Origin of the sequence: Erwinia sp. JH02 (assembly GCF_013074405.1) — a bacterium.
In the GTDB taxonomy this organism is placed as follows: Bacteria; Pseudomonadota; Gammaproteobacteria; order Enterobacterales; family Enterobacteriaceae; genus Erwinia; species Erwinia rhapontici.
Window position 1 is genome coordinate 18,842 of the sequence record NZ_JABANZ010000014.1, and the last position, 19,318, is coordinate 38,159.

General features: G+C 54.2%; 15 protein-coding genes. 7 read left to right on the top strand and 8 right to left on the bottom strand.

Annotated elements, in window-relative coordinates; genetic code table 11:
- Position 1: 1 nt before the first annotated feature.
- The 5 genes from HHI26_RS22515 (at position 2) to HHI26_RS22535 (ending at position 7,237) form a co-directional block, all read left to right on the top strand.
- Positions 2 to 697 (top strand): HAD family hydrolase, encoded by a 696-nt coding sequence (locus tag HHI26_RS22515; protein WP_171149731.1) that lies wholly within the window; start codon positions 2 to 4, stop codon positions 695 to 697.
- A gap of 5 nt (positions 698 to 702) precedes the next feature.
- Positions 703 to 3,216 (top strand): HAD-IIIC family phosphatase, encoded by a 2,514-nt coding sequence (locus HHI26_RS22520; RefSeq protein WP_171149732.1) that lies wholly within the window; start codon positions 703 to 705, stop codon positions 3,214 to 3,216.
- Entirely contained in the window at positions 3,213 to 4,607 is a 1,395-nt protein-coding gene (locus tag HHI26_RS22525; RefSeq protein ID WP_171149733.1) for an SDR family NAD(P)-dependent oxidoreductase, read from the top strand. The genes HHI26_RS22520 and HHI26_RS22525 overlap by 4 nt, the downstream gene beginning before the upstream one ends.
- 80 nt (positions 4,608 to 4,687) lie before the next feature.
- The gene (locus HHI26_RS22530) at positions 4,688 to 5,977 is read left to right on the top strand and encodes an ATP-grasp domain-containing protein (protein ID WP_171149734.1); all 1,290 of its coding nucleotides are present in this window, start codon (positions 4,688 to 4,690) and stop codon (positions 5,975 to 5,977) included.
- Between the two features lie 3 nt (positions 5,978 to 5,980).
- Complete coding sequence (locus HHI26_RS22535) at positions 5,981 to 7,237, top strand: MFS transporter (protein ID WP_171149735.1); 1,257 nt, start codon at positions 5,981 to 5,983, stop codon at positions 7,235 to 7,237.
- A gap of 521 nt (positions 7,238 to 7,758) precedes the next feature.
- Here HHI26_RS22535 and HHI26_RS22540 read toward each other — a convergent pair.
- Positions 7,759 to 8,220 carry an amidohydrolase family protein gene (locus HHI26_RS22540; protein WP_241008338.1) on the bottom strand — a complete coding sequence of 154 codons (462 nt, stop codon included), beginning with the start codon at positions 8,218 to 8,220 and terminating at the stop codon, positions 7,759 to 7,761.
- A gap of 1,119 nt (positions 8,221 to 9,339) precedes the next feature.
- Here HHI26_RS22540 and HHI26_RS22545 point away from each other — a divergent pair.
- The gene (locus HHI26_RS22545) at positions 9,340 to 9,579 is read left to right on the top strand and encodes a ParD-like family protein (RefSeq protein WP_159338387.1); all 240 of its coding nucleotides are present in this window, start codon (positions 9,340 to 9,342) and stop codon (positions 9,577 to 9,579) included.
- Positions 9,580 to 9,584: 5 nt separating this feature from the next.
- Positions 9,585 to 10,364 carry a type I methionyl aminopeptidase gene (gene map, locus HHI26_RS22550; RefSeq protein WP_133846709.1) on the top strand — a complete coding sequence of 260 codons (780 nt, stop codon included), beginning with the start codon at positions 9,585 to 9,587 and terminating at the stop codon, positions 10,362 to 10,364.
- Between the two features lie 1,208 nt (positions 10,365 to 11,572).
- Here the strand turns inward: map and HHI26_RS22555 are convergent.
- The 7 genes from HHI26_RS22555 to HHI26_RS22585 all read right to left on the bottom strand — a co-directional run bounded on the left by HHI26_RS22555 (position 11,573) and on the right by HHI26_RS22585 (position 19,313).
- Entirely contained in the window at positions 11,573 to 12,676 is a 1,104-nt protein-coding gene (locus HHI26_RS22555; protein ID WP_171149736.1) for an alkylhydroperoxidase domain protein, read from the bottom strand.
- Positions 12,673 to 13,704 carry a putative FMN-dependent luciferase-like monooxygenase gene (locus tag HHI26_RS22560; protein ID WP_171149737.1) on the bottom strand — a complete coding sequence of 344 codons (1,032 nt, stop codon included), beginning with the start codon at positions 13,702 to 13,704 and terminating at the stop codon, positions 12,673 to 12,675. Before HHI26_RS22560 ends, HHI26_RS22555 begins: the two co-directional genes overlap by 4 nt.
- Positions 13,701 to 15,320, bottom strand: coding sequence for an ABC transporter ATP-binding protein (locus HHI26_RS22565; protein WP_346775707.1), 1,620 nt, complete (start codon positions 15,318 to 15,320; stop codon positions 13,701 to 13,703). The genes HHI26_RS22560 and HHI26_RS22565 overlap by 4 nt, the downstream gene beginning before the upstream one ends.
- Positions 15,317 to 16,177 carry an ABC transporter permease gene (locus HHI26_RS22570; protein WP_159338390.1) on the bottom strand — a complete coding sequence of 287 codons (861 nt, stop codon included), beginning with the start codon at positions 16,175 to 16,177 and terminating at the stop codon, positions 15,317 to 15,319. The genes HHI26_RS22565 and HHI26_RS22570 overlap by 4 nt, the downstream gene beginning before the upstream one ends.
- Complete coding sequence (locus HHI26_RS22575; protein ID WP_167863530.1) at positions 16,174 to 17,118, bottom strand: ABC transporter permease; 945 nt, start codon at positions 17,116 to 17,118, stop codon at positions 16,174 to 16,176. Before HHI26_RS22575 ends, HHI26_RS22570 begins: the two co-directional genes overlap by 4 nt.
- Before the next feature lie 6 nt (positions 17,119 to 17,124).
- Complete coding sequence (locus HHI26_RS22580; RefSeq protein WP_133846794.1) at positions 17,125 to 18,753, bottom strand: TIGR04028 family ABC transporter substrate-binding protein; 1,629 nt, start codon at positions 18,751 to 18,753, stop codon at positions 17,125 to 17,127.
- A gap of 113 nt (positions 18,754 to 18,866) precedes the next feature.
- Entirely contained in the window at positions 18,867 to 19,313 is a 447-nt protein-coding gene (locus HHI26_RS22585) for a helix-turn-helix domain-containing protein (RefSeq protein WP_167863529.1), read from the bottom strand.
- Between the last annotated feature and the right edge of the window lie 5 nt (positions 19,314 to 19,318).

The following is a 19,318-nucleotide window of genomic DNA, read 5'->3' on the forward strand; positions in this document are numbered from 1 at the left end:
AATGTCATCCGCAGATTCAATTATTGTTCTTGATATTGACGGCACGCTGACTGACAGCGTGCGTCCACACCAGATTGCGTTTGAACAGGCGTTACGCTCTTTCCCTTTCCCGGCATTATCCACTGACTGGGGGCAATACCAGCACCACTCAGATAGCGGGATCTTTTATGAAGCCTGGGAGCTGGCGGGCTTTAACGGTAAACCAGACCTTATACAGCTTGAAGAGCAGTACCGCCTCGCTTATGACCAGGTGCTGGCGCAGCATCCGGTGACGCCAGTTGCGGGCGCTTCTGCTTTTATTGCCAGCCTCAGCCAGACGTGGGGCATTGTTTTCGCCACCGGCAGCCTGCGTTCAGGCGCTCTGCACAAGCTGAGCGTGATTGGCATTGATCCTGATGACTTTATTCTGATTACGGCATCAGAGTTTCATACGCGTGAAGAGATTGTCCAGCAGGCCGTTCAGGCTGGCAGCCTGCGTTATCAAATCCGCCAGCCACAGCGGGTGATATCGATAGGCGATGGCATCTGGGATCTGAAGACCGCCAGAAATCTTGGTTATGAGTTCCTGGGCATTGGCGAAGGGACAAAAGCAGAACAACTGCGCACGTCGGGTGCAACGGTTTATGCCGACTTCAATGACCTGCTTGCCGACTATCGTCAAATTTTTTCAGCGCAGAACAGCGGGGAAACAAGGTGATCGCCATGGGAACTGGTCAGGTATTTTCTGCGGGTATCCCCTTCAGGGGAGAAAGGGAGATTTTAACCACCCGAGAGATCCTCTTTGCCATACATAAAGTGCTGGATGCAGATTGCGATGTTATTGAAGTGCACTCCTCAATACCAACGCTCTCCGGGCTGAAACGCGGTACAGCCAAATGGAGTTTTCTGCGTGCAATCAGAGAACTGGTAAGACAGGGGAAAACGTTACTGTTTCCCGCATTTACGTTTTCCTATTCAGCGGGCAAAGAGTTCAATATTCACCATTCTCCGTCGGAAACCGGGGTGCTGGCGGACTGGGTGCTGAGTCTGCCGGAAGCGAGGCGCACACCCAATCCAATTTTCTCTTTTGTGGTTATCGGCCCCAAATCCCCCCTTTTTTTAAATGCCGATCACCACGATGCCTATGGTCCGCGCTCGGTTTTTGCGGTGCTTGAAGAGCAGAATGCCGGTGCGCTGATGCTTGGCGCAGCCTGGGATTACCTCAGCTTTCTGCATAAAATGGAGCAACAGCACGCCGTCCCCTACCGTGAATTTAAAACCTTTAATATCCTGGCGGACTTCGGCAACGGGCCGGTTGACCCGGATATGCGCGTTTATGTGCGCCGCCGCGATATCAACACTGAACTGAACTTTGCCGCGGCGGGGCTGACAGCAGAAGCAGAGGGGGTCGTTACCTCGTTTGCGCTGGGACAGGGAGAGATTAAATTTGTCTGGCTGCGCACTATCGTGAACATCTGTAACCGGGAGATGGCCGCCAGCCCATTTTTCTTATTGCAAGAAGGCAACCGGGTCGCTGCCGATATTGCCAACCTTGAGTTACAGCAGCAGCAGCAGCCGTTTCGCGTTGCACTGCTCAGCGCCGAGAATCCCGATTACCTTGTAGAAGCGTTAAAAAAGCAGCTGGCGATCGCTGCTCCGTCAAGACGTTTTGTTTTTTATGCCAATCACTATGGCAACTTCTATCAGGATCTGACCTTAAACGACTCTTCCCTCCGCGACTTCAAACCCAACCTGACGATTATTGCCGATACACTCGAAAGCATCAGCGGTAAGGCCGGGCGTTATGCGCTCGATGAGGAGAGCCACCACAGTCGGTTACAGCGCTGGCACAGCGCTGTCTCTTCATGGATGGCAACCAGTGACCATCAGGTGGTGGTGTTTAAACCGGTCTGGAGCATTTCTGCGCCGGCGGATGAAGGCGTTGGTGCTTCTTCCACACGGTATGACGCACAGGTAGAAGAGCTTGCCGCTCAGCTAAGCGCAGAGTTACGTCAGCGCGGCGGCATCCTGATAGATACCGCAACCCTGGCCGCAGAGGCAGCCAGCCCGCTTCGCGATCCGCGCACCTGGTATCTGGCGCGTACGCCCTGGTCCCCCCAGTTTGCCCGGGCTGCGGCCAACCGGATAGCCGGTTTGATCCTCGACCGCTGCGGTCTTTCCGTGCGTCTGATTGTGGTGGATCTCGATAACACGCTGTGGGGCGGTGTGGCAACCGATGATGGCATTGAAGGCGTGGCGCTGGGAGGAGACTATCCGGGCAACGCCCACAGAGATTTTCAGCTGCTGCTTAAGTCCCTGTCGCAGTGTGGGATCGGACTGGCTGTCGCCAGTAAAAACGATGCAGATGTCGCATGGGAAATTATTGATCGCCACCCGGAAATGGTTCTGCAGCGGGATGACTTCGTCGACGATGAGATCCACTGGCAACCAAAGGCGGACTCAATCCAGCGTATTGCGAGCCGTTTAAATCTCGGTCTCTCTAATATTATGTTCCTGGATGATAATCCGATTGAGCGCGAAGCGGTCAGACGCACGCTCCCGCAGGTCATTGTGCCTGAGCTGGGCAATGAACCAGCCCTCTATTGTGAAGTGTTGATTAAAACACCGGGGCTTAACCGGGCGCTGATCACCGAAAATGACCGTCATCGCGTGCAGTCATTTAAGCAGCTCAAAACCGTAGCCACAGCGCGCAGCAGCGCCTCTGACGCATTCTCCTTTATTAAGGAGCTCAATGTCACGCTGACATTTTCGGCACTATCGTCCGGAAACAGTTCGCGTGCTGAACAGCTGATGACAAAAACCAATCAGTTTAATACCACGATTAAGCGATACAGCGCGCTGGATTTAAAATCTCTGCAAGATCGTGGTTATACGGTAACGGTATTAGAGGTGACAGATAAATATAATCCGCAGGAGATAATGGGCGTACTGGTGATGAAAGATGAGGTTGTCGATTCAATCGTTATTTCCTGTCGCGCATTTGGTAAAGGTATTGAGCAGGCTATTTTTCACGTGCTGACAAAACAGACTTTCGAGCGTTTCGCGCGTGCTCTCCGCGTGGAATTTATTAAAACCAGTAAAAACCATATCGTCGCCGATATTCTCAGCGGCTTAAAGTTTACCGAGCAGGATGGTAGCTGGACTGCCAGCGCCGACAGCATCAGTGTTGCCATCCCGGCAGTGACCCTTTCAGGGCTTGAGGAACTCCCTTTATGAAATTCAGCCAGTTTTCTGTTGGGCAGTATGTATCGTTTGACAAAACATTCTCTCTGACAGATTACGAGAAATTCCGCGACTTCAGTGCAGATTCAAATCCTCTGCACTGGAACCGCGACTTTGCTCTTGCCTCGGGAAGTGCTCAGCCGATACTTCCGCTGGGGCTGGCGACCTCGCCGTTTTCAGCTATTGCGGGAATGGCCTTTCCGGGGGTGCCATCCTTAATTATCTCATCATCGTATAACGCACACAGCCCGGTACACTATGACCGGGATATTACCTACTCCGCTAAAATAACCCATATATCTGCGGAAAAAAGGATTTTGAAACTTGAGCTCAAGGCATACGAAAAAACCGTTGCGCTGATTTCAGGTGAAATGGTGGTACAGGCCAGATTTGATGAATGGGAAATTCCCGCCGATCTCACCGCTGAATTTACGCTTAAGCAGCCAAATAATCTTGTGCTGATTACCGGATCTGACGGTGCAATAGGCTCCGCTTGTGCAACGCAATTTGAAAAAGCAGGCTGGCGAGTGATTCGTCACAGCCGCAAACGTCAGGCCGCAGAGGTTATTACCGCAGACTTAAGCCAGGAAGAGGGGCGCAGCAGGCTGGCGGAGGCGGTTAAACAGTACCAGCCAGCGCTGATTATTCACAGCGCCAGCGCCGACATCATCGCACCACTGCAGGAGCTGATTGCCACCAATTACCAATCGTTGAAATCGCTGACGGAAGCCTCTCTGCCTGGCATGCTTGCCGCCCAGCGCGGGCGCATCATTAATATTGGTTCTGTTGCTCAACAACGTGCCAGTGAACCACTAACCGACTACGCAGGAGCGAAAAGCCTCGCAGACTGGTATCTGCAGCAGACCGCTCTGCGGTACCGGGAAAATGGCATCGAAACCACCACTATTTTGTGTGATTTAACGCGCAGCGCGTTTTCATCTGCTCTGGATCTCTCTGGCACAACGCCGCTTGAACCGGAAGAAGTGGCAGAAAGCGTGCTCACCACGGGGCTTCAGCAGCAGCGTCTGGCAGGGCATTACATTCTGACCAGTAATGGACTTTTCGAGTTACGGGATGAAGAAAGAAGCGCCGCTGCGCTGCACGATATCCCGCCAGAAAAAACAGCCCCCACGCCGGCGGGGGTCAACGCTGCAGTAACGCACTCGCGCAGCGCACTACGTGCCCTGCTTAATCAGATTTTGCCGGACTCGGTCGGTAAATCCGATCAGCAGCTGCGAATGAATAATATTTCTGGCTGGGACTCAATGATTCAAATCGCAATTGCGCTGGAAGTTGAAGAAAAATTTGGCATTACGCTCTCCGGTAGCGCTATTTCTGAACTCACTTCATTTGACGCTCTCTGTCAGGCTATCGAATCAAGGTGAAGATCGCGTTTTTATCGCCGCAGATGGTCTCAATACTATTTCACGGTTAATTTCCTCGGTGACGTACAGGAAGAAGAGATATGGAAGCAAAAAGTTCACACCTGGTTTTTGTGGAAACGCGTTATACCAATCTTAAAACGCTCCATTACGCGTTGGATGCAGGCTACCGGGTCAGCTATATCGGTTCACGGCGTTATTCTGACTCTTATGACGGGCCGGAATTCCGCGCGCTGCAGTCGCGGTTACAGAATTTAATCTGGGTGGACAATAGCGCCGAACGCGAAGATGTCAGATCCGCATTAGCCACCATCACTCAGCAGCATCAGATCGATGCCGTTATCTGTTTTTTTGAAATAGCCATTAATGCCTGTGCGCAGGCTGCAGATGATTTGGATCTCCCCTTCACTCACGCTGAGGCTGTCGCAATCTGCCGGGATAAGCTGCGCTGCCGCGCCTTTCTGCATGAGCAAGGTATTCCGACTTTGCCCTGGTATGAACTACGCGAGAGAGGAGAAATTTACCGTGCCGTTGAGGAAATCGGCCTGCCGCTGATTGTCAAACCTCGCCGTGGGGCAGTCAGCAAATTTATCGATATCATAGAAAATGAAAAAGATTTACAGCTGTTTCAGGTGCAACATGCCCAGCCCTCGGCAAATGATACCGGCATTGATGCCGAGGTGTTATCACATGGATTTCTAGCCGAAAGGTATTTATCCGGCAAAATGTACTCCGTGGAGCTGATTGCCAATGGTCGTGAATTAAGATGTATCACCGTTACTGAAAAAATTGTCTGGAATACCTCATCCTTCGTTGAGCTGGGCGCAATTATACCCGCCAATACCAGTGCAGATAAATTCAGAGAAATATCTTCCTACGCCATCAACTGCGTCGCCGCCATCAATCTTGGGCGTGGGATATTCCATGTCGAAGTGATTGATACGGGTAATGAGATAGTACTGATAGAGATCAACCCAAGAATAATTGGTGGTAATGGCCGTAAGATGATTATCTCTTCTTATGCGTTTAATCTCGACCAGGCCATTATTGATGCTTACCTTGGCAATGACTTTGGCGATATCCCGCAACAGCCAGTAAAAACCACTGTCGGACATCATATCGCGCCGCTGGAAGCAGGAAAACCAGCGGTACGGAAAAATGCTGCACTGACTATAGATGATCATGTCGATCTCTATATAAAAATTGATGAGAACGCCTCGTTTAACGCCTTCAGAAGCAATTATGACTCCCAGGGCTGGTTTATTAATGCCGCAGAACAACGCAGCCTAGCGCTTGAGCAAAACCGTCACGGACTGAATGCCATCGCACAACATTATGGCATCAAACTTATTATCGACACCCCGCTGGTGTAACCTATGAACAGAACATTTTTTATGCAAGGGAATCTGAAAGAGAACTACCATAAAATAATCTTTGGTTTTTCTATTTTTCGCGTATTCAGAAACCTGACCTTTCACTATGCCATCATGGTCTCTTTTTACCTCAGCATCGGGCTGTCCGTTGCCCAGATAGGCTGGCTGGAGGCAGCATACTGGGGAACCAAAATGTTCTCCGACGTTCCCTCAGGCTATGCAGCTGACAGATATGGACACCGGCGCGGACTTTATATCGGCAACGCACTGATTATTGCCTCTCTTACGCTGCTGGTGTTCAGCACCAGTTTTTCACAGTGTGTTGCAGCTCAGATTATCGTGGCGATGGGGCACAGTCTGACTGCCGTTTCAGATTCTGCAGGCTGCCGCCAGTCTTTGGTTAACCTGAGAATTGCCAGCAAGTATCGTGTGGCAGAATCTGTTGGTACGGCAAGTCGCAATTTCTCTCTGTTCGTCGGTGTGAACTGCGGTGCCATTCTTTTACATTTTTATGGATTGCGTGGGTTGTTTATATTAAGCATTGGCGCAATCGCAGCAGCTATCGCCACGGTTCATCTGTTTTGCCCACACCATGATGCTGAAAACCGTCAGGTCAGCGGCAAAAGCACGCGTGAAAGAGGCTCACAACGGCAAGACTTTTCTGGAAAATTATGGATTAGCTCGCTAGCGATTGCTTATTCCTGCCTCTACTTTATTGAATTTTTCTCCATCCCTTTTACCCAAGTGCTGCTTGGCGAAAAAGGATTCTCTTCAGACTCGATAGCCATGCTGTTTAGTTTCCTGCTATTAGGCAGCGGGGTTGCATCTACCGTTATATCAAGGCTCTCGTTATCGTTCGGCGTATTAATAACATTTATCCTGATAGCGGTATTAATTCACGGTATTTTTCTGGTGATTCTGGTCGAAAACAGCTGGTCTTACGCACTATTTTTACTCACTTATAGCGGGTTTATAGTTGGTAAAGGCGCTTATATACCGATAATAAGAAGTGAAATACTGAGAACGGCCGATCCCGCCAGAGCATCTGCCGTTCTTGGATTTATTTCTATGCTTGGCGGGGCAACGCTGTTTTTCCTCTCCCCGGTGATCTTTGATCTGATAAGCCAGAAAGGTAGTATCGCTGGTGCGATAGTCATTCTCGCCGTCGGTGTGACTGGCGCTCTCGTTATGCTTATTGGCTGGCTGTATTCCCGTTTGTGCGTCAAAACAAAGATTGTGCCTTCCACTGTGTCAGAGTAGTGCTCAGGGATTAGTGCACAATCCGCAGAGAGGCAAGATAAATCTTGTCTCTCTGTAAACCTGCCATCAGGAATACTGATCCTACCCACCATTGACGTCGGTTCAGAAGTCATACTCTTCCCGCTCCTGACGGCTTAGCGGCCTTGCACGGCGGGGGCAGTTTGCGGCTTCCTGAGCATCCACCAGGTTATCTTTTTGGCTGAAGGCGTCAGCCAGCGTTGCACCAGGGCGAATAATGCTGAGTTTGGTGATTAATCAGATCGCACAATCCGGCTGAGTGCCCTCAAAGTGATCTCCTATTGCGAACAGTTATTTAGGGTTCATCGCGCTTTAATAACGATTTTGCGGAAATATTTACGGCCTTAAGCAGCTATTCCAGATTAACACCCTGCATTTTTCCCTCTTTTTTTACAATTCGACCATCGATGATCACTGTCTCAACATTATCTGGTTGAGCGGAGTAAACAATAAGTGATGAAGGATCGCCGCCGCCAAAACCTGCCACATTGAGACTGTCAGGGTTAATTATCTGCCCGTTTTCTCTCTTCCAGAGTGCCGGTAATATCACTCAGCCCCAGAGATTCAGCTGAGCGCCGCATTGCTAACCTCAGCAGTTCCCGAGGATCAGGCAGCGTTTCATCCTTAGCTTCTCCGCTCTGGGTAAGCGCAGAGATACGAAGCGTTTCAAACATGTTTCCTCCCCCGGCCAGAGCATTTCCGTCGATACCCAATCCCTGTCTTTCAATGCCCCTGAAATGATTAAGCAGCGTAAGTCCGTAACCAACGCGCTGCTCACTGACCGGTGTTAATGCCAGCCCTCCTCCGGCTTCCTGCAGTGCGTTCAACTGCTGTGGCAGGGCGTCGCTGGCGTGAACCACCGTAAGAGAGGGTGAAAGGTAGTGGCGGTCTATCAGGGGGAAGGTCACTCTCCCGAGTGAACAGCAGCGAACTTCTGCTGTTCGCTCAAAGCTGCCTGTCAACATGGTCAAGCGCTACCACAGCTCAGAGGTACAAAAAATCACCTTAACGTACAATAATTTTCGATATCCAAACTGACCCCTATTATGCCAGTCGCCTGTACGCAGAAGGAAAGGGTGCGATCGTTGACGTTGACGCCCCGGATTTTCAGTCGATGATGAATAAGCTTTACGGCAGCATGACGACGCTCATTGAAGAGCCGCCGGAGGCCCACCTGTCGGCCACGGGTAGCGCTGAGGAATAGACCGCTGCCGTCTCCCGCACGATGCGCCAACCCGCACAGACGCAGCTCATTGGCGGCCCCGGTAAAAAGCCATAGCCCCACCTGAACGGAACCCCGCCCACTCTGCACCAAAAGCCGCACTTGCGGCTTTTTTTATTTCACCCGGTTCACCTTTATTGAGCAGTTCGGTGTGGCGATGCTGCTGAGTCTGGCCCGCCTGAGCAGTGGCGGTCTGCTGCTGCCGGTACTGCTGCATGCTGAAGCCTCCGTTATTGCCCTGCTGCTTAACCTTTGATCTGCTGCTGCCGTCCCTTTGTAAAGTTTACTTCCGCCAGGTACTATTCGAATCCCCGGCTCACCGCCCCATTATTTTATGCGCGTCAGCGCATGAAGGCGACATCCTGTGTGTCATGTGGCTCAACCGGTAAAGGTCGCCGTGACGCGGCGTAGCCGCCCTGCACTGATAGGTTCCACCAATCCCAGCCCCCTCCCTGCTAAGCCAGACCCGCTCATAGCCTCGAAGAAGCTTTATTTGCGCCGTCGGAGTGGTCCGGTCGAAGACCGGGCGTATCTCCGCGTTAGCGGGCCCCCAGGGCCGCTTACGGGCGTGTACTCAGCACCTGAAGCGACACCTCTTACAGCAACTCAGTCCTTAGTTACAACACCCATTCTAAAGCCACACAGTTCCGGGCCTCTGGCCCGGGGCGGCGGGGCTTTGTAGTAGGAATCAAACACCTTTTGTACACACAAAAAATGATCTGGCAGGGGTAGCAGCATGGGTATCATTCACGATGTTCAAACGATATAAATCTCGCTGATAAAATCATTCATCACACACAAATAGCCATCACCCCAAAAATCTGCCAATATACGTTCCATATATGTTTCGTATAGGTGCCATATGGGAATCGTCAAAATTTCCGACCTGATGCATGAGAACCTGCGCATTGCCAGCCAGGCGATGAGTCGTTCGATCAATTCACAGGCGGAGCACTGGTTAAAAATCGGCATGCTGGCCGAGCTCTATCCCACGCTCACGCATCATGAACTGGCCAGAGCGCTGGTGCAGGCAGAGCTGGATGGGGGAATGGAGATGGCCCGTATTCTCAATGGCGACGTGAAAACAGAAAAGGCGGTCTGAAAACGATGGTAACTCTCCACTCTGCTGATGAAATCGAACGTGCACGCGCAGCGGGCCATGCCGCGGCACAGGTCCTGGCAATGATCGTTCCCTTTGTGCAGGCCGGTGTGACGACCGATGAACTGGATCGGCGCTGTCATGACTATATTGTCAATGAACTGGGCATCATCCCGGCGAATATTGGCTATCACGGCTACACCCGCACCCTGTGTACCTCCGTGAATCACGTGGTGTGCCACGGCATCCCGGATAACAAGGCGTTGCAGGAAGGGGACATCGTGAATATTGATGTTGCGGTAATCAAAGATGGCTGGTTTGGTGATACCAGCCGCATGGTGTTTGTCGGAAAACCTTCAGAACAGGCGCGGCTGCTGGTTGAAGTGACTTACCAGTCACTGCTGGCGGGGATCCGGGCGGTACGTCCGGGTGCCCGGCTGGGAGATGTCGGTGCTGCCATCCAGCAGGTGGCGGAAAAAGCCGGTTTCTCGGTGGTGAGGGACTACTGCGGGCACGGTATTGGTCAGGTTTATCACGATACGCCAGATGTGCTGCACTACGGCACGGCAGGGCGCGGGATGCGACTAAAGCCGGGAATGATTTTTACCATTGAACCGATGATTAATGCCGGAAAGGAAGAGACCGATGTACTGTCCGATGACTGGACGGTGGTGACGCTGGATGGTTCGTTGTCCGCACAGTGGGAACACACGATTGCGGTGACAGAAACGGGGTTTGATTTACTGACGCCGTGGCCGGATGGCACGGGGCAGTACCCGGCGGTGTGAACAACAGGGTGAAGCTTCTTCACCCTGTTTTACAACAAGCACTGATAGCTGCCTTTTAAACTATCTATTTTTATTGGTTTTTTTTCTTGGCCATAAAAAAGTTACAATACAGCTGATTAGTAGTATGGAAATGCTTGTTAAAAACCATCTGTCGGGGGAAAGTATAAATGAAAGTAAACAAACGAAAATGACATATAACTCAATAAAAAAACAATCAATGAGTGATTTTATGAAAAAGTTATTTTTGAGCGTTTCTGTTTCCTGCTTTTCGGAAGATAAAGCGCGAAATTAAGTATGATATTACACTTGATATTACCAATAGTAGAATAAAAAACGAATCAAAGTCGCTTTCAGAGCTAAAAATGTTTGTTGTTTTGGCAATGCGGTAAATTATATCAGATGGAAAGAATTTAAAGATAAGAATGAGGGCAGTGGTGATGACCACTATGAATGTGATTAGCAAGGTTAGTGTGAAAAAAATCCATTTCTTCAAAGTACAAACTCCTGTATTGTAATTTCCGCATATAATACTACATCTGATAGAAAAGGAAATCTATTATGTGATTAGCATCACATCTTAAAGTTAAAATGGAATCGGAACGAAGCGCAGCGCTGGCTCTGGATAAGGCTGCAGAAGCTTTCAGAACGGTGTAGTACTCAAGTTCTTAATGATGTTAGAGGTGGATTTGAGAGGGTAACCTGGTACGGTTCATGCCTGTTTGACAGATATAATGATGTATGTTCTGAACTCAACAATGAGAATAAAAGGTTTTTCTTATCTATTTCTGAAGTTTATAAAAGAAATGATGTAATATTAGATATGGTAAAAATATATTTGAACTATGAATTGGACAAGGTTCATGGAAAAATATTATTCAAGAGTTAGATAGAAAAATACTACGCGTAAAAATTATGGAGGGTTTATTTTGTCTAAATGGATATCAAAGAAGCTGAGTTTTGTCTTTATTTTCATGTTATTTACTGTTGCTTTTTTTGAACTATTTTTTAGATTTATTCCAATAGATATCGCTGATAAGTTTGCATCTTATTCAAATCCTTTTTACATCTTTAGTAATCTTAGTGTCATTGTCGTCGCGCTTATATTGATATCTTTAGCTGCAACAATATTTCTACATTCGATAATATTTCGAAAAAACAATAAGTGATATAAGGGTGAAACTTCTTCACCCTGTTTTGCTATACGCAGCTTACGCGGCGGGCACGAAAGGTTCGCCCAGCGTCAGCATCAGGCGGTTGGCCCAGGCGAAGAACGCGGTGGACTGCACCAGATCGAGTAACTCCAGTTCGCTCAGCCCCTGGGCACGCAAGGTCTCCAGCTGTGCCAGACGGGGTGTCGGCGGCGTGGCTGAGAGGGAAGCGGCAAGGTCAATGATCGCCAGCCAGCGGTCATCCTGATCGGCCGCCAGCGGCTGGCCAGGCGCGATATCAATAAAACGCTGCACGTCTTCCGGCTGTTTCGAGAGCTGTCCCGCCTTACGCGCATGAACAGAGGCGCAGAAGATGCAGCCGTTGACTTTACTGGCCACCGTTGCAGCCAGCTCACGCTCTTTGCGCGGCAGTCCGCCTGCTGTATAAAAAATCCCTTTATCCGTCAGCGTGCGCTGTTCCAGCAGCGGCAGGTTACGTGCCAGCAGGCGGAAGTAATCAGACTCTGAGTGACCGAATTTTGCCAGCGTGGCCTGCTCGACCGCATTAAATTCCGCCAGAGGTTTGGCGGCCAGCCACGGTTCCCAGCCCAGCTCATCACGGGTAAAGCGCACCGGCGCCTGCTGGCCACTCAGTGTATGCGATTCGGTGCGCCAGACGGCGGCCGGAGTCCGCTCGACAGTGCCTGCGGCCACATCTTCGCCACCCAGCAGGCGCAGGCCGCGTAACAGACGGCTCTGGAAACTCACAAACGCCACCAGCTGTGACAGCGTCACGATAGCGGCGGCTGACCATCCTGCCTGCTCCAGCTCGCGCAGATGCTCAGGCTCAGCGGCTGCGGGTTTAAATGTCAGCCGCTCCGCGTGAGCCAGTGCGCTTTGCCACTTTGTTTCCGGCTGCGCCCCGGCCTGGCGTGCGGCGTAATGCTCTGCCAGGCGTGATTCGCCGTGCCAGTGGGCAACCTGCTGGGCAATCGCCAGCCGTGCGATCAGGGGGAAGTCATCGCCGTTGTGTGCAGAGAACAACACCTCGTAGCTGCCCTGAGTATGTTCAGTGGCGGCATCACGCGTCTGGCGTGCGGCGGCCAGTGCACTTTCCGGGGCGATCCCGGCCAGCTGTTGCAGTAAATCAATGGACTGTGTCATACGGTTTCCTTGTGGGAGAAGGCGGTAACAGGGGCGCGCCAGCCAAGCGCCGGGGCGACGTCAGTGGCCAGCAGCTCAATGGAGGCCAGGATCTGCTCGTGCGGTGGATCGATCGAATGTACCTGGAACGACACGTCAGTGACACGGGCCAGGGCGGTGTCGCGCTGCAGGGATGTGACCACCTGTTGCGGCGTACCGAGATGTACATCGAAGGCGGCAATATAATCGTCCAGCGTATTCCCCGGCACCACATGACCCGCTGCACGATGTTGCGCAGCCTGTGCCGTCAGGCCCGGCAGTGCCAGGCGGCGCGCTTCTGCCCCGTCGCGACTGACGAAAGCCGTACGCGAGGCAAGAATGCGGGGAATCGTCCCTGCCGGGAGCGCCGCGAGATAGGCATCGATCATCGGGTTCTGTATCTCATCCAGCGGCAGAAGAGGGGTGCCGACAGGCCGCGGCTGCGTGCGCGACAGCATCAGGCCATGCCCGGCTGCACCGGCGCGGGCGGCACCCGCCACGGAGAAGGTCGCCTGCCAGATGCGTTCTGCCAGCTGTGGTGCGGCCGGGTAGAGGCGGTTGTCGTCATGGCCCAGGGTATCACCGCCCCAGGCCTGTAGCAGGGTGTTCAGCCCGGTATTAAAGGCGGCGGCGCGCTCATCAAAGGTCAGCCCGAACGGCAGAAATGACGTGTGCGTTCCGCCGGAACCCAGCCCCAGCTCCAGACGCTGGTGGCTCAGCAGGTCGAGCACGGCGGCGTCTTCTGCCACGCGCAGGGCATTTTCCATCGGCAGAGTGATAATGGCCGTGCCCAGGCGGATACGCGAGGTCTGCGCCGCCACACTGGCAAGAAACAGCAGCGGAGAGGGCAGGCCGCCTTCGTTCTCATGAAAGTGGTGCTGGGCGATCCAGGCGGTATCATAGCCCCAGCGCTCCGCGTGCTGGATCTGCAGGGTGGCGAGACGATAGCGTTCTCCGGCACTGGTTTTATCCAGCAGGCGGGTGAAAAACCCAAGGCGTTTGGTGGTCATGCGGTGTCCTTAGCGCGGGTCAGCGCAGGGATGGCGGCGATCAGTTCACGGGTATAATCGCTGGCCGGAAGCGAGAAAATGTCGGCAGTATTGCCGCAGTCAACCTGTTGCCCGGCACGCAGTACCGACACGCTGTGCGCCAGCTGGCGAACCGTGGCGAGATCGTGAGAAATAAACAGATAGGTCAGCCCCAGTTCCTGCTGCAACTGTTGCAGCAACGTGAGGATCTGCGCCTGAATGGTGACATCCAGCGCGGAGGTGGCTTCATCCAGCACCAGGATCTGCGGGCGCAGCACCAGCGCCCGGGCAATGGCCACGCGCTGGCGCTGGCCGCCGGACAGTTCATGAGGCTTACGATCCAGCAGGGCGAGAGGCAGCGCCACGCGGCTGGCCACCTCTTCCACTCGCTGGCGGCGTTCTTCCCGGCTGACCGGAGCAAAGTTCAGCAGCGGCTCTTCAATCACCCGAAACAGCGTCTGGGAGGGGTCGAGTGAGGCAAACGGGTTCTGGTACACCAGCTGGATCTTCTGGCGCAGCTGGCGCAGGGCTTCACCGTGCAGTGCGCTGATATCAATGCCGTCCAGCACGATGCGCCCGCTGTCAGCCTGCTGGAAGCCCAGCAGAATGCGGGCAAGGGTGGTTTTACCGGAGCCGGACTCGCCCACCAGCGCATGAGTGGTGCCGCGTGCCACGCTGAAGGACACGTTGTTCAGCGCCTGAAAACCTTCCTCTTTGCCCAGGGAAAAGTATTTGTTCAGGCCGCTGATCTCGATGGCGGGCTGGGAAAAACTGGCTTCAGGCGGCGTGGCGAGCGTACCGGAAAGCGCAGGTGCATCGGCAAACAGCTGGCGGGTATACGCATGCTGCGGGCGGTGGATAATCGCATCGGTGCTGCCCTGCTCCTGAATCTCCCCCTGGCGAAACACCAGAATGCGGTCGGCTCGTGCCGCCGCCACCGCCAGGTCATGGGTAACAAACAGCACCGCCGTGCCGGACTCGCGCCGTAGCTCGTCAATCAGATCAAGAATGCGTTTTTGTACCGTAACGTCCAGCGCACTGGTCGGTTCGTCAGCAATGATCAGGGCCGGTTTCAGCGCAATGGCGATGGCAATCAGTACCCGCTGTTTCATCCCGCCGGAAAGCTGGTGCGGATATTGCCGTGTGCGCTGTTCAGGGTGTGACAGGCCGACGCGGGCGAGCAGGGCGATCACCCGTGCTTCGCGTTCCCGGCGTGACAGTCGTTCATGCAGCAGCAGGATCTCACCCACCTGGTCGCCAATGGTTTTCACCGGGTTCAGTGAACTGCCAGGGTCCTGTGGGATCAGGCTGATGCTGGCACCGCGCAGGGCATCCAGACGTTTTTGCGACCAGTGGGTGATCTCGGTACCGTTGAGCCAGATTTTCCCGCTCTCGCGTTCACCGTTTTGCGTCAGCAGGCCGATAATCGCCTGCGCGGTGGTGGTTTTACCGGAGCCGGATTCCCCCACCAGCGCCACCACTTCTCCACGGTTCACCTGGAAGGAAACATTGTGAACCACGCGTTTATGCTGCTGGCCACTGCGGTAGGCGATGTTGAGGTTCTCGATTTTCAGTACCGGAGTGATGGATTCGCTCACCGGCGGCCTCCTGAATAGTGATGGCTGATACGGTTAGCGGCCAGTACTACCGCCACGACGATCACGCCGGGGAAGGTGGTCAGCCACCAGGCGGTGGAGATGTAATTACGGCCTTCGGCAATCAGCAGGCCCCATTCCGGGGTCGGCGGCGGTGTACCGTAGCCAAGGAAGCTCAGCGTTGAAATTGCCAGAATCGCGCTGCCGAACTGCAGCGCAGAGAACGCCAGCACCGGAGTCAGTGAGTTCGGCAGGATATGACGCCACAGCACGGCGATAAAAGTGCCCCCGCTGCCGCGGGCAGCTTCAACGTATTCTGAGTGACGTACGCGCACCACTTCCGAACGGGCCAGACGTGCGAAATTCGCCACTGAGGTGATACCCACGGCAATGGCGGCGTTGACCGTGCCAAAGCCGAGCAAAATAATAATACTTAATGACAGCAGCAGGCCGGGGATCGCCAGCAGAACGTCGACCAGGCGCATCATCACGCCCTCGCTACGCCCGCCCAGCGATCCGGCGGTTACGCCCAGTAAGGTGCCGACCGTCAGGCCCAGGGCCACGGCCACCAGTGCCCCGCTCAGTGAATGGGAGGCGCCCCATACGATGCGGGCATACACATCGCGGCCCAGCTGGTCCGTACCCAGCCAGTGACCGGCCTGCGGTGCCAGACGCTGCGCGCCGGCAACGCCTTCCGTGCTGCTCCAGTCGGTGAACCAGCCGGGCACCAGTGCCCAGAGGATCACCAGAATCATCACTGCCCATGCCAGCGTCAGGCCCGGGTTCAGGCGCTGATACCACCCGCTGCCTGCACGGCGATGGCGGGTTCCTGTGATGCTGTTCAAATCCACCAGGCTCATGATGTCGCCCTCGTAAAATGTTTCAGTCGCGGATCGAGCAGCGGTGAGAACAGATCGACCAGCAGATTAATCAGCACAAACCCGGTCGCTGAAATCATCACTACCGCCTGCAATACCGCCACATCCTGATTGTTGACCGCCTGCTGAGTCAGCTGGCCGAGGCCGCTGAGACCAAAGACCGTTTCGGTGATCAGTGCGCCTGCAATCAGTTCACCCAGCAGCAGCCCGGCGATGGTCAGTACCGGTAGCAGGGCGTTGCGCGCCACGTGATGCCAGAGTACGCGCCGCTGGCTGGCACCTTTGGCACGCGCGACCGCCACGAACGGCTGGGTCTGGACCTGGTCAATACTGCGGATCAGGATCTGCGCCAGCGGGGCGGAAATCGGTACCGCCAGCGTGATGACCGGCAGGATCAGTCCGACCCATTCGCCGGGGTTAATAATCGGGATCCAACGTAGCTGGAAGGAAAATACCTGGATCAGGGCAATCCCCAGCCAGAAGGTCGGCAGTGAGATAAACAGCGACGGTAGCGCCTGCAGGGCATTACGCAGCCAGCGCAGGCCCACCAGGCTGGATGAGAAGGCAATCAGCACCGCCAGCAGGGTAGCCAGCAGAAACCCCGGCACGGCCAGGCGCAGGGTGGCGGGGAAATTCTCCGCCAGAAGCTCACTGACCGGCACCCCGGCCTGCACGGAGAAACCAAAGTCACCGTGCAGCATGCTTGCGAGGGTATGCAGATACTGCTGCCAGAGTGGCGTACTGGCACCGTAGGCCTGACGCATCTCTTCGATCTGTGCCGGGCTGAGGCCAAGGTCAGGATTCTGAAACTTAATCAGGATCGCATCGCCGGGCAGTACCTGGAGCAGAATAAAAGAGACGGTAAACGCCGCCCACAGTACCAGCAGTGCCTGCCCCAGCCGCCGGGTAAGATAACCGGTCATGGTGGCTTACCCCCGTTTTTCCAGCCAGACAGCATAGAAGCTTGGTCGGCCGACGGCTTCAAACGTCAGACCTTTCAGCCACGGCGCGCCCGCAAACACCTGCGGTTCTTCGAAGATAGGAATGTTATAGGCGTTATCGATCAGATAGCGCTGAGCGTCGCCCGTGAGTTCCAGACGTTTTTTCGCATCGGTTTCGCTGGCGATGCCGTCCAGAATGGCGTTCAGTTTGTCGTCGCGGAAGTTTTTCACCAGGCTGCTGGAACCGCCTTTCTGAAGCAGCGCATCACGCACGGTCGGATAGAACGAGCTTTTCACCACATCCGGGTCGGCGCGGCCCACTTCGGTCACATTGAGCGGGGTTTTCAGCGGATCAAGGCTGTCGACGGTTTTGCTGCCCGCATCGCCTGCACGCACAGTCAGGGTGACCCCCACCTGCTTCCACTGCTGAGCCACCAGCTGTAACACTTCTTTATTCTGCGGCTGTGGCAGGGACTCATACACCGCCAGCGCCAGCTTTTTACCGTCTTTCTCACGGATGCCGTCGCTGCCCGGTTTCCATCCTGCTTCATCCAGCAGTTTTTTCGCCAGTACCGGATCAAACGTCAGTCGATCGCTGAGGTCGACGAAGCCTGCGGCTGAAGTGGCCAGTACCGACTTCGCCTGTGGGTAATTTGGAGAGAACAGCGTATCAACGATCTGTTTGCTGTTGGTGGCATGTAACAGCGCTTTACGCACCTTCACATCGGCGACCAGCGGGTTATCCGGGCGGAAGCTCAGGCTGTCATTAACACCGCGTGTCGGAGCCGCATAAATCGGGAAGTTCTGCTGCTGTGCCTGTTTCTCATCATAAGCCTGCACCTGGCGGATGGCATCCGCCTGGCCTGCCAGCAGCGCGCCGATGCGCACACTGTCTTCCGGCGTCACGATAATTTTGATGCCATCGAGGTTCGCCCGCCCCTGCTGCGCGAGGTTTTTTGGCCCCCACTGATAGTCTTTGCGCACCGCCAGATCGACTTCACGCCCCAGCTTCTCGCCACTGACAACAAACGGCCCGGAACCGATGATGTGGCGGGCATCGCCCAGGGCATCAAAGTTACGTGCCAGCGTGCTGAGTGATACCAGACCGGAACCGATGGTGGCGGTACCCTGCAGGAAGCCAGGAGACGGCTTTTTAAAGAAGAATTTGACCGTCAGCGGGTCAACCACTTCGCTGTGATCGTAGTTATTGATCACCTCTGAAACGGGCAGACGCTGGGCTTTATTCCCCAGGCCGTAAGTATCAAAGTTTTTCGCTACTGCTGCGGCGTCCAGCGGTGTGCCATCGGAGAAGGTGACGCCCGGGCGGATTTTGAAGGTGTACTCGGTATTATCAGCGTTGTGCGTCCAGCTCTCTGCTATCCACGGCTCCACCTGCAGGGTTTCCGGGTTCTGCCAGGTCAGCTTATCGGTGATCTGGTTCAGAATCCCGCCGTTCGGATAGAAGCCCCCGGCCGGAGGATAAAGATTGGTGTGAGCCTGCTGCTCCAGATACACCAGGGTGCCGCCCTGTACAGGTTTGTCTGCGGCCGATGCGGCGGTGGCGTTCAGTAAGGCAATGGCTCCGGCAAGTGCCGTCAGGCGAAGAGCAACGCGCATGGTGAATTCCTTTATTGTCAGTGTGCTAAGTGGCTGACAATAAATATCAGGCCTGACAAGGGGTCAGGAGAACCAAGAAATTCATCTGGCTATTTGCGTTTTTTGCATAACGATCAGGCGTATTTTTGCACACAGGTCATTTCAGGGGTGATCGCATCTCCCTGCTGGTTGCACACCACCAGCGGTGCCAGCGGTTTACCGCTGGTGGTTTCCAGTAAATCGGAATGGGTTTCACCGGCAGCAAACAGATGCTGTTCCCCAAACTGTTGCAAAGAAACAATCAACGGAAACAGGTCCCCGGCGCGGTCGGTCAGCACATACTCCTGCCAGGCCGAGCCATCAGAGGCCGGTTGCACCCGCAGCAGTCCGGCTTCGACCAGCTTTTTCAGCCGATCGGCGAGAATATTGCGTGCCACCCCCAGGTTACGCTGAAACTCGCTGTAGCGGCGCACGCCGTCAAACGCATCGCGCAGGATCATCAGCAGCCAGCGATCGCCAATCAGATCAACACTGCGTGCGACCGGGCAGGACGACTGGCTGAGAGGTAAACGGTCAGTCATGATTT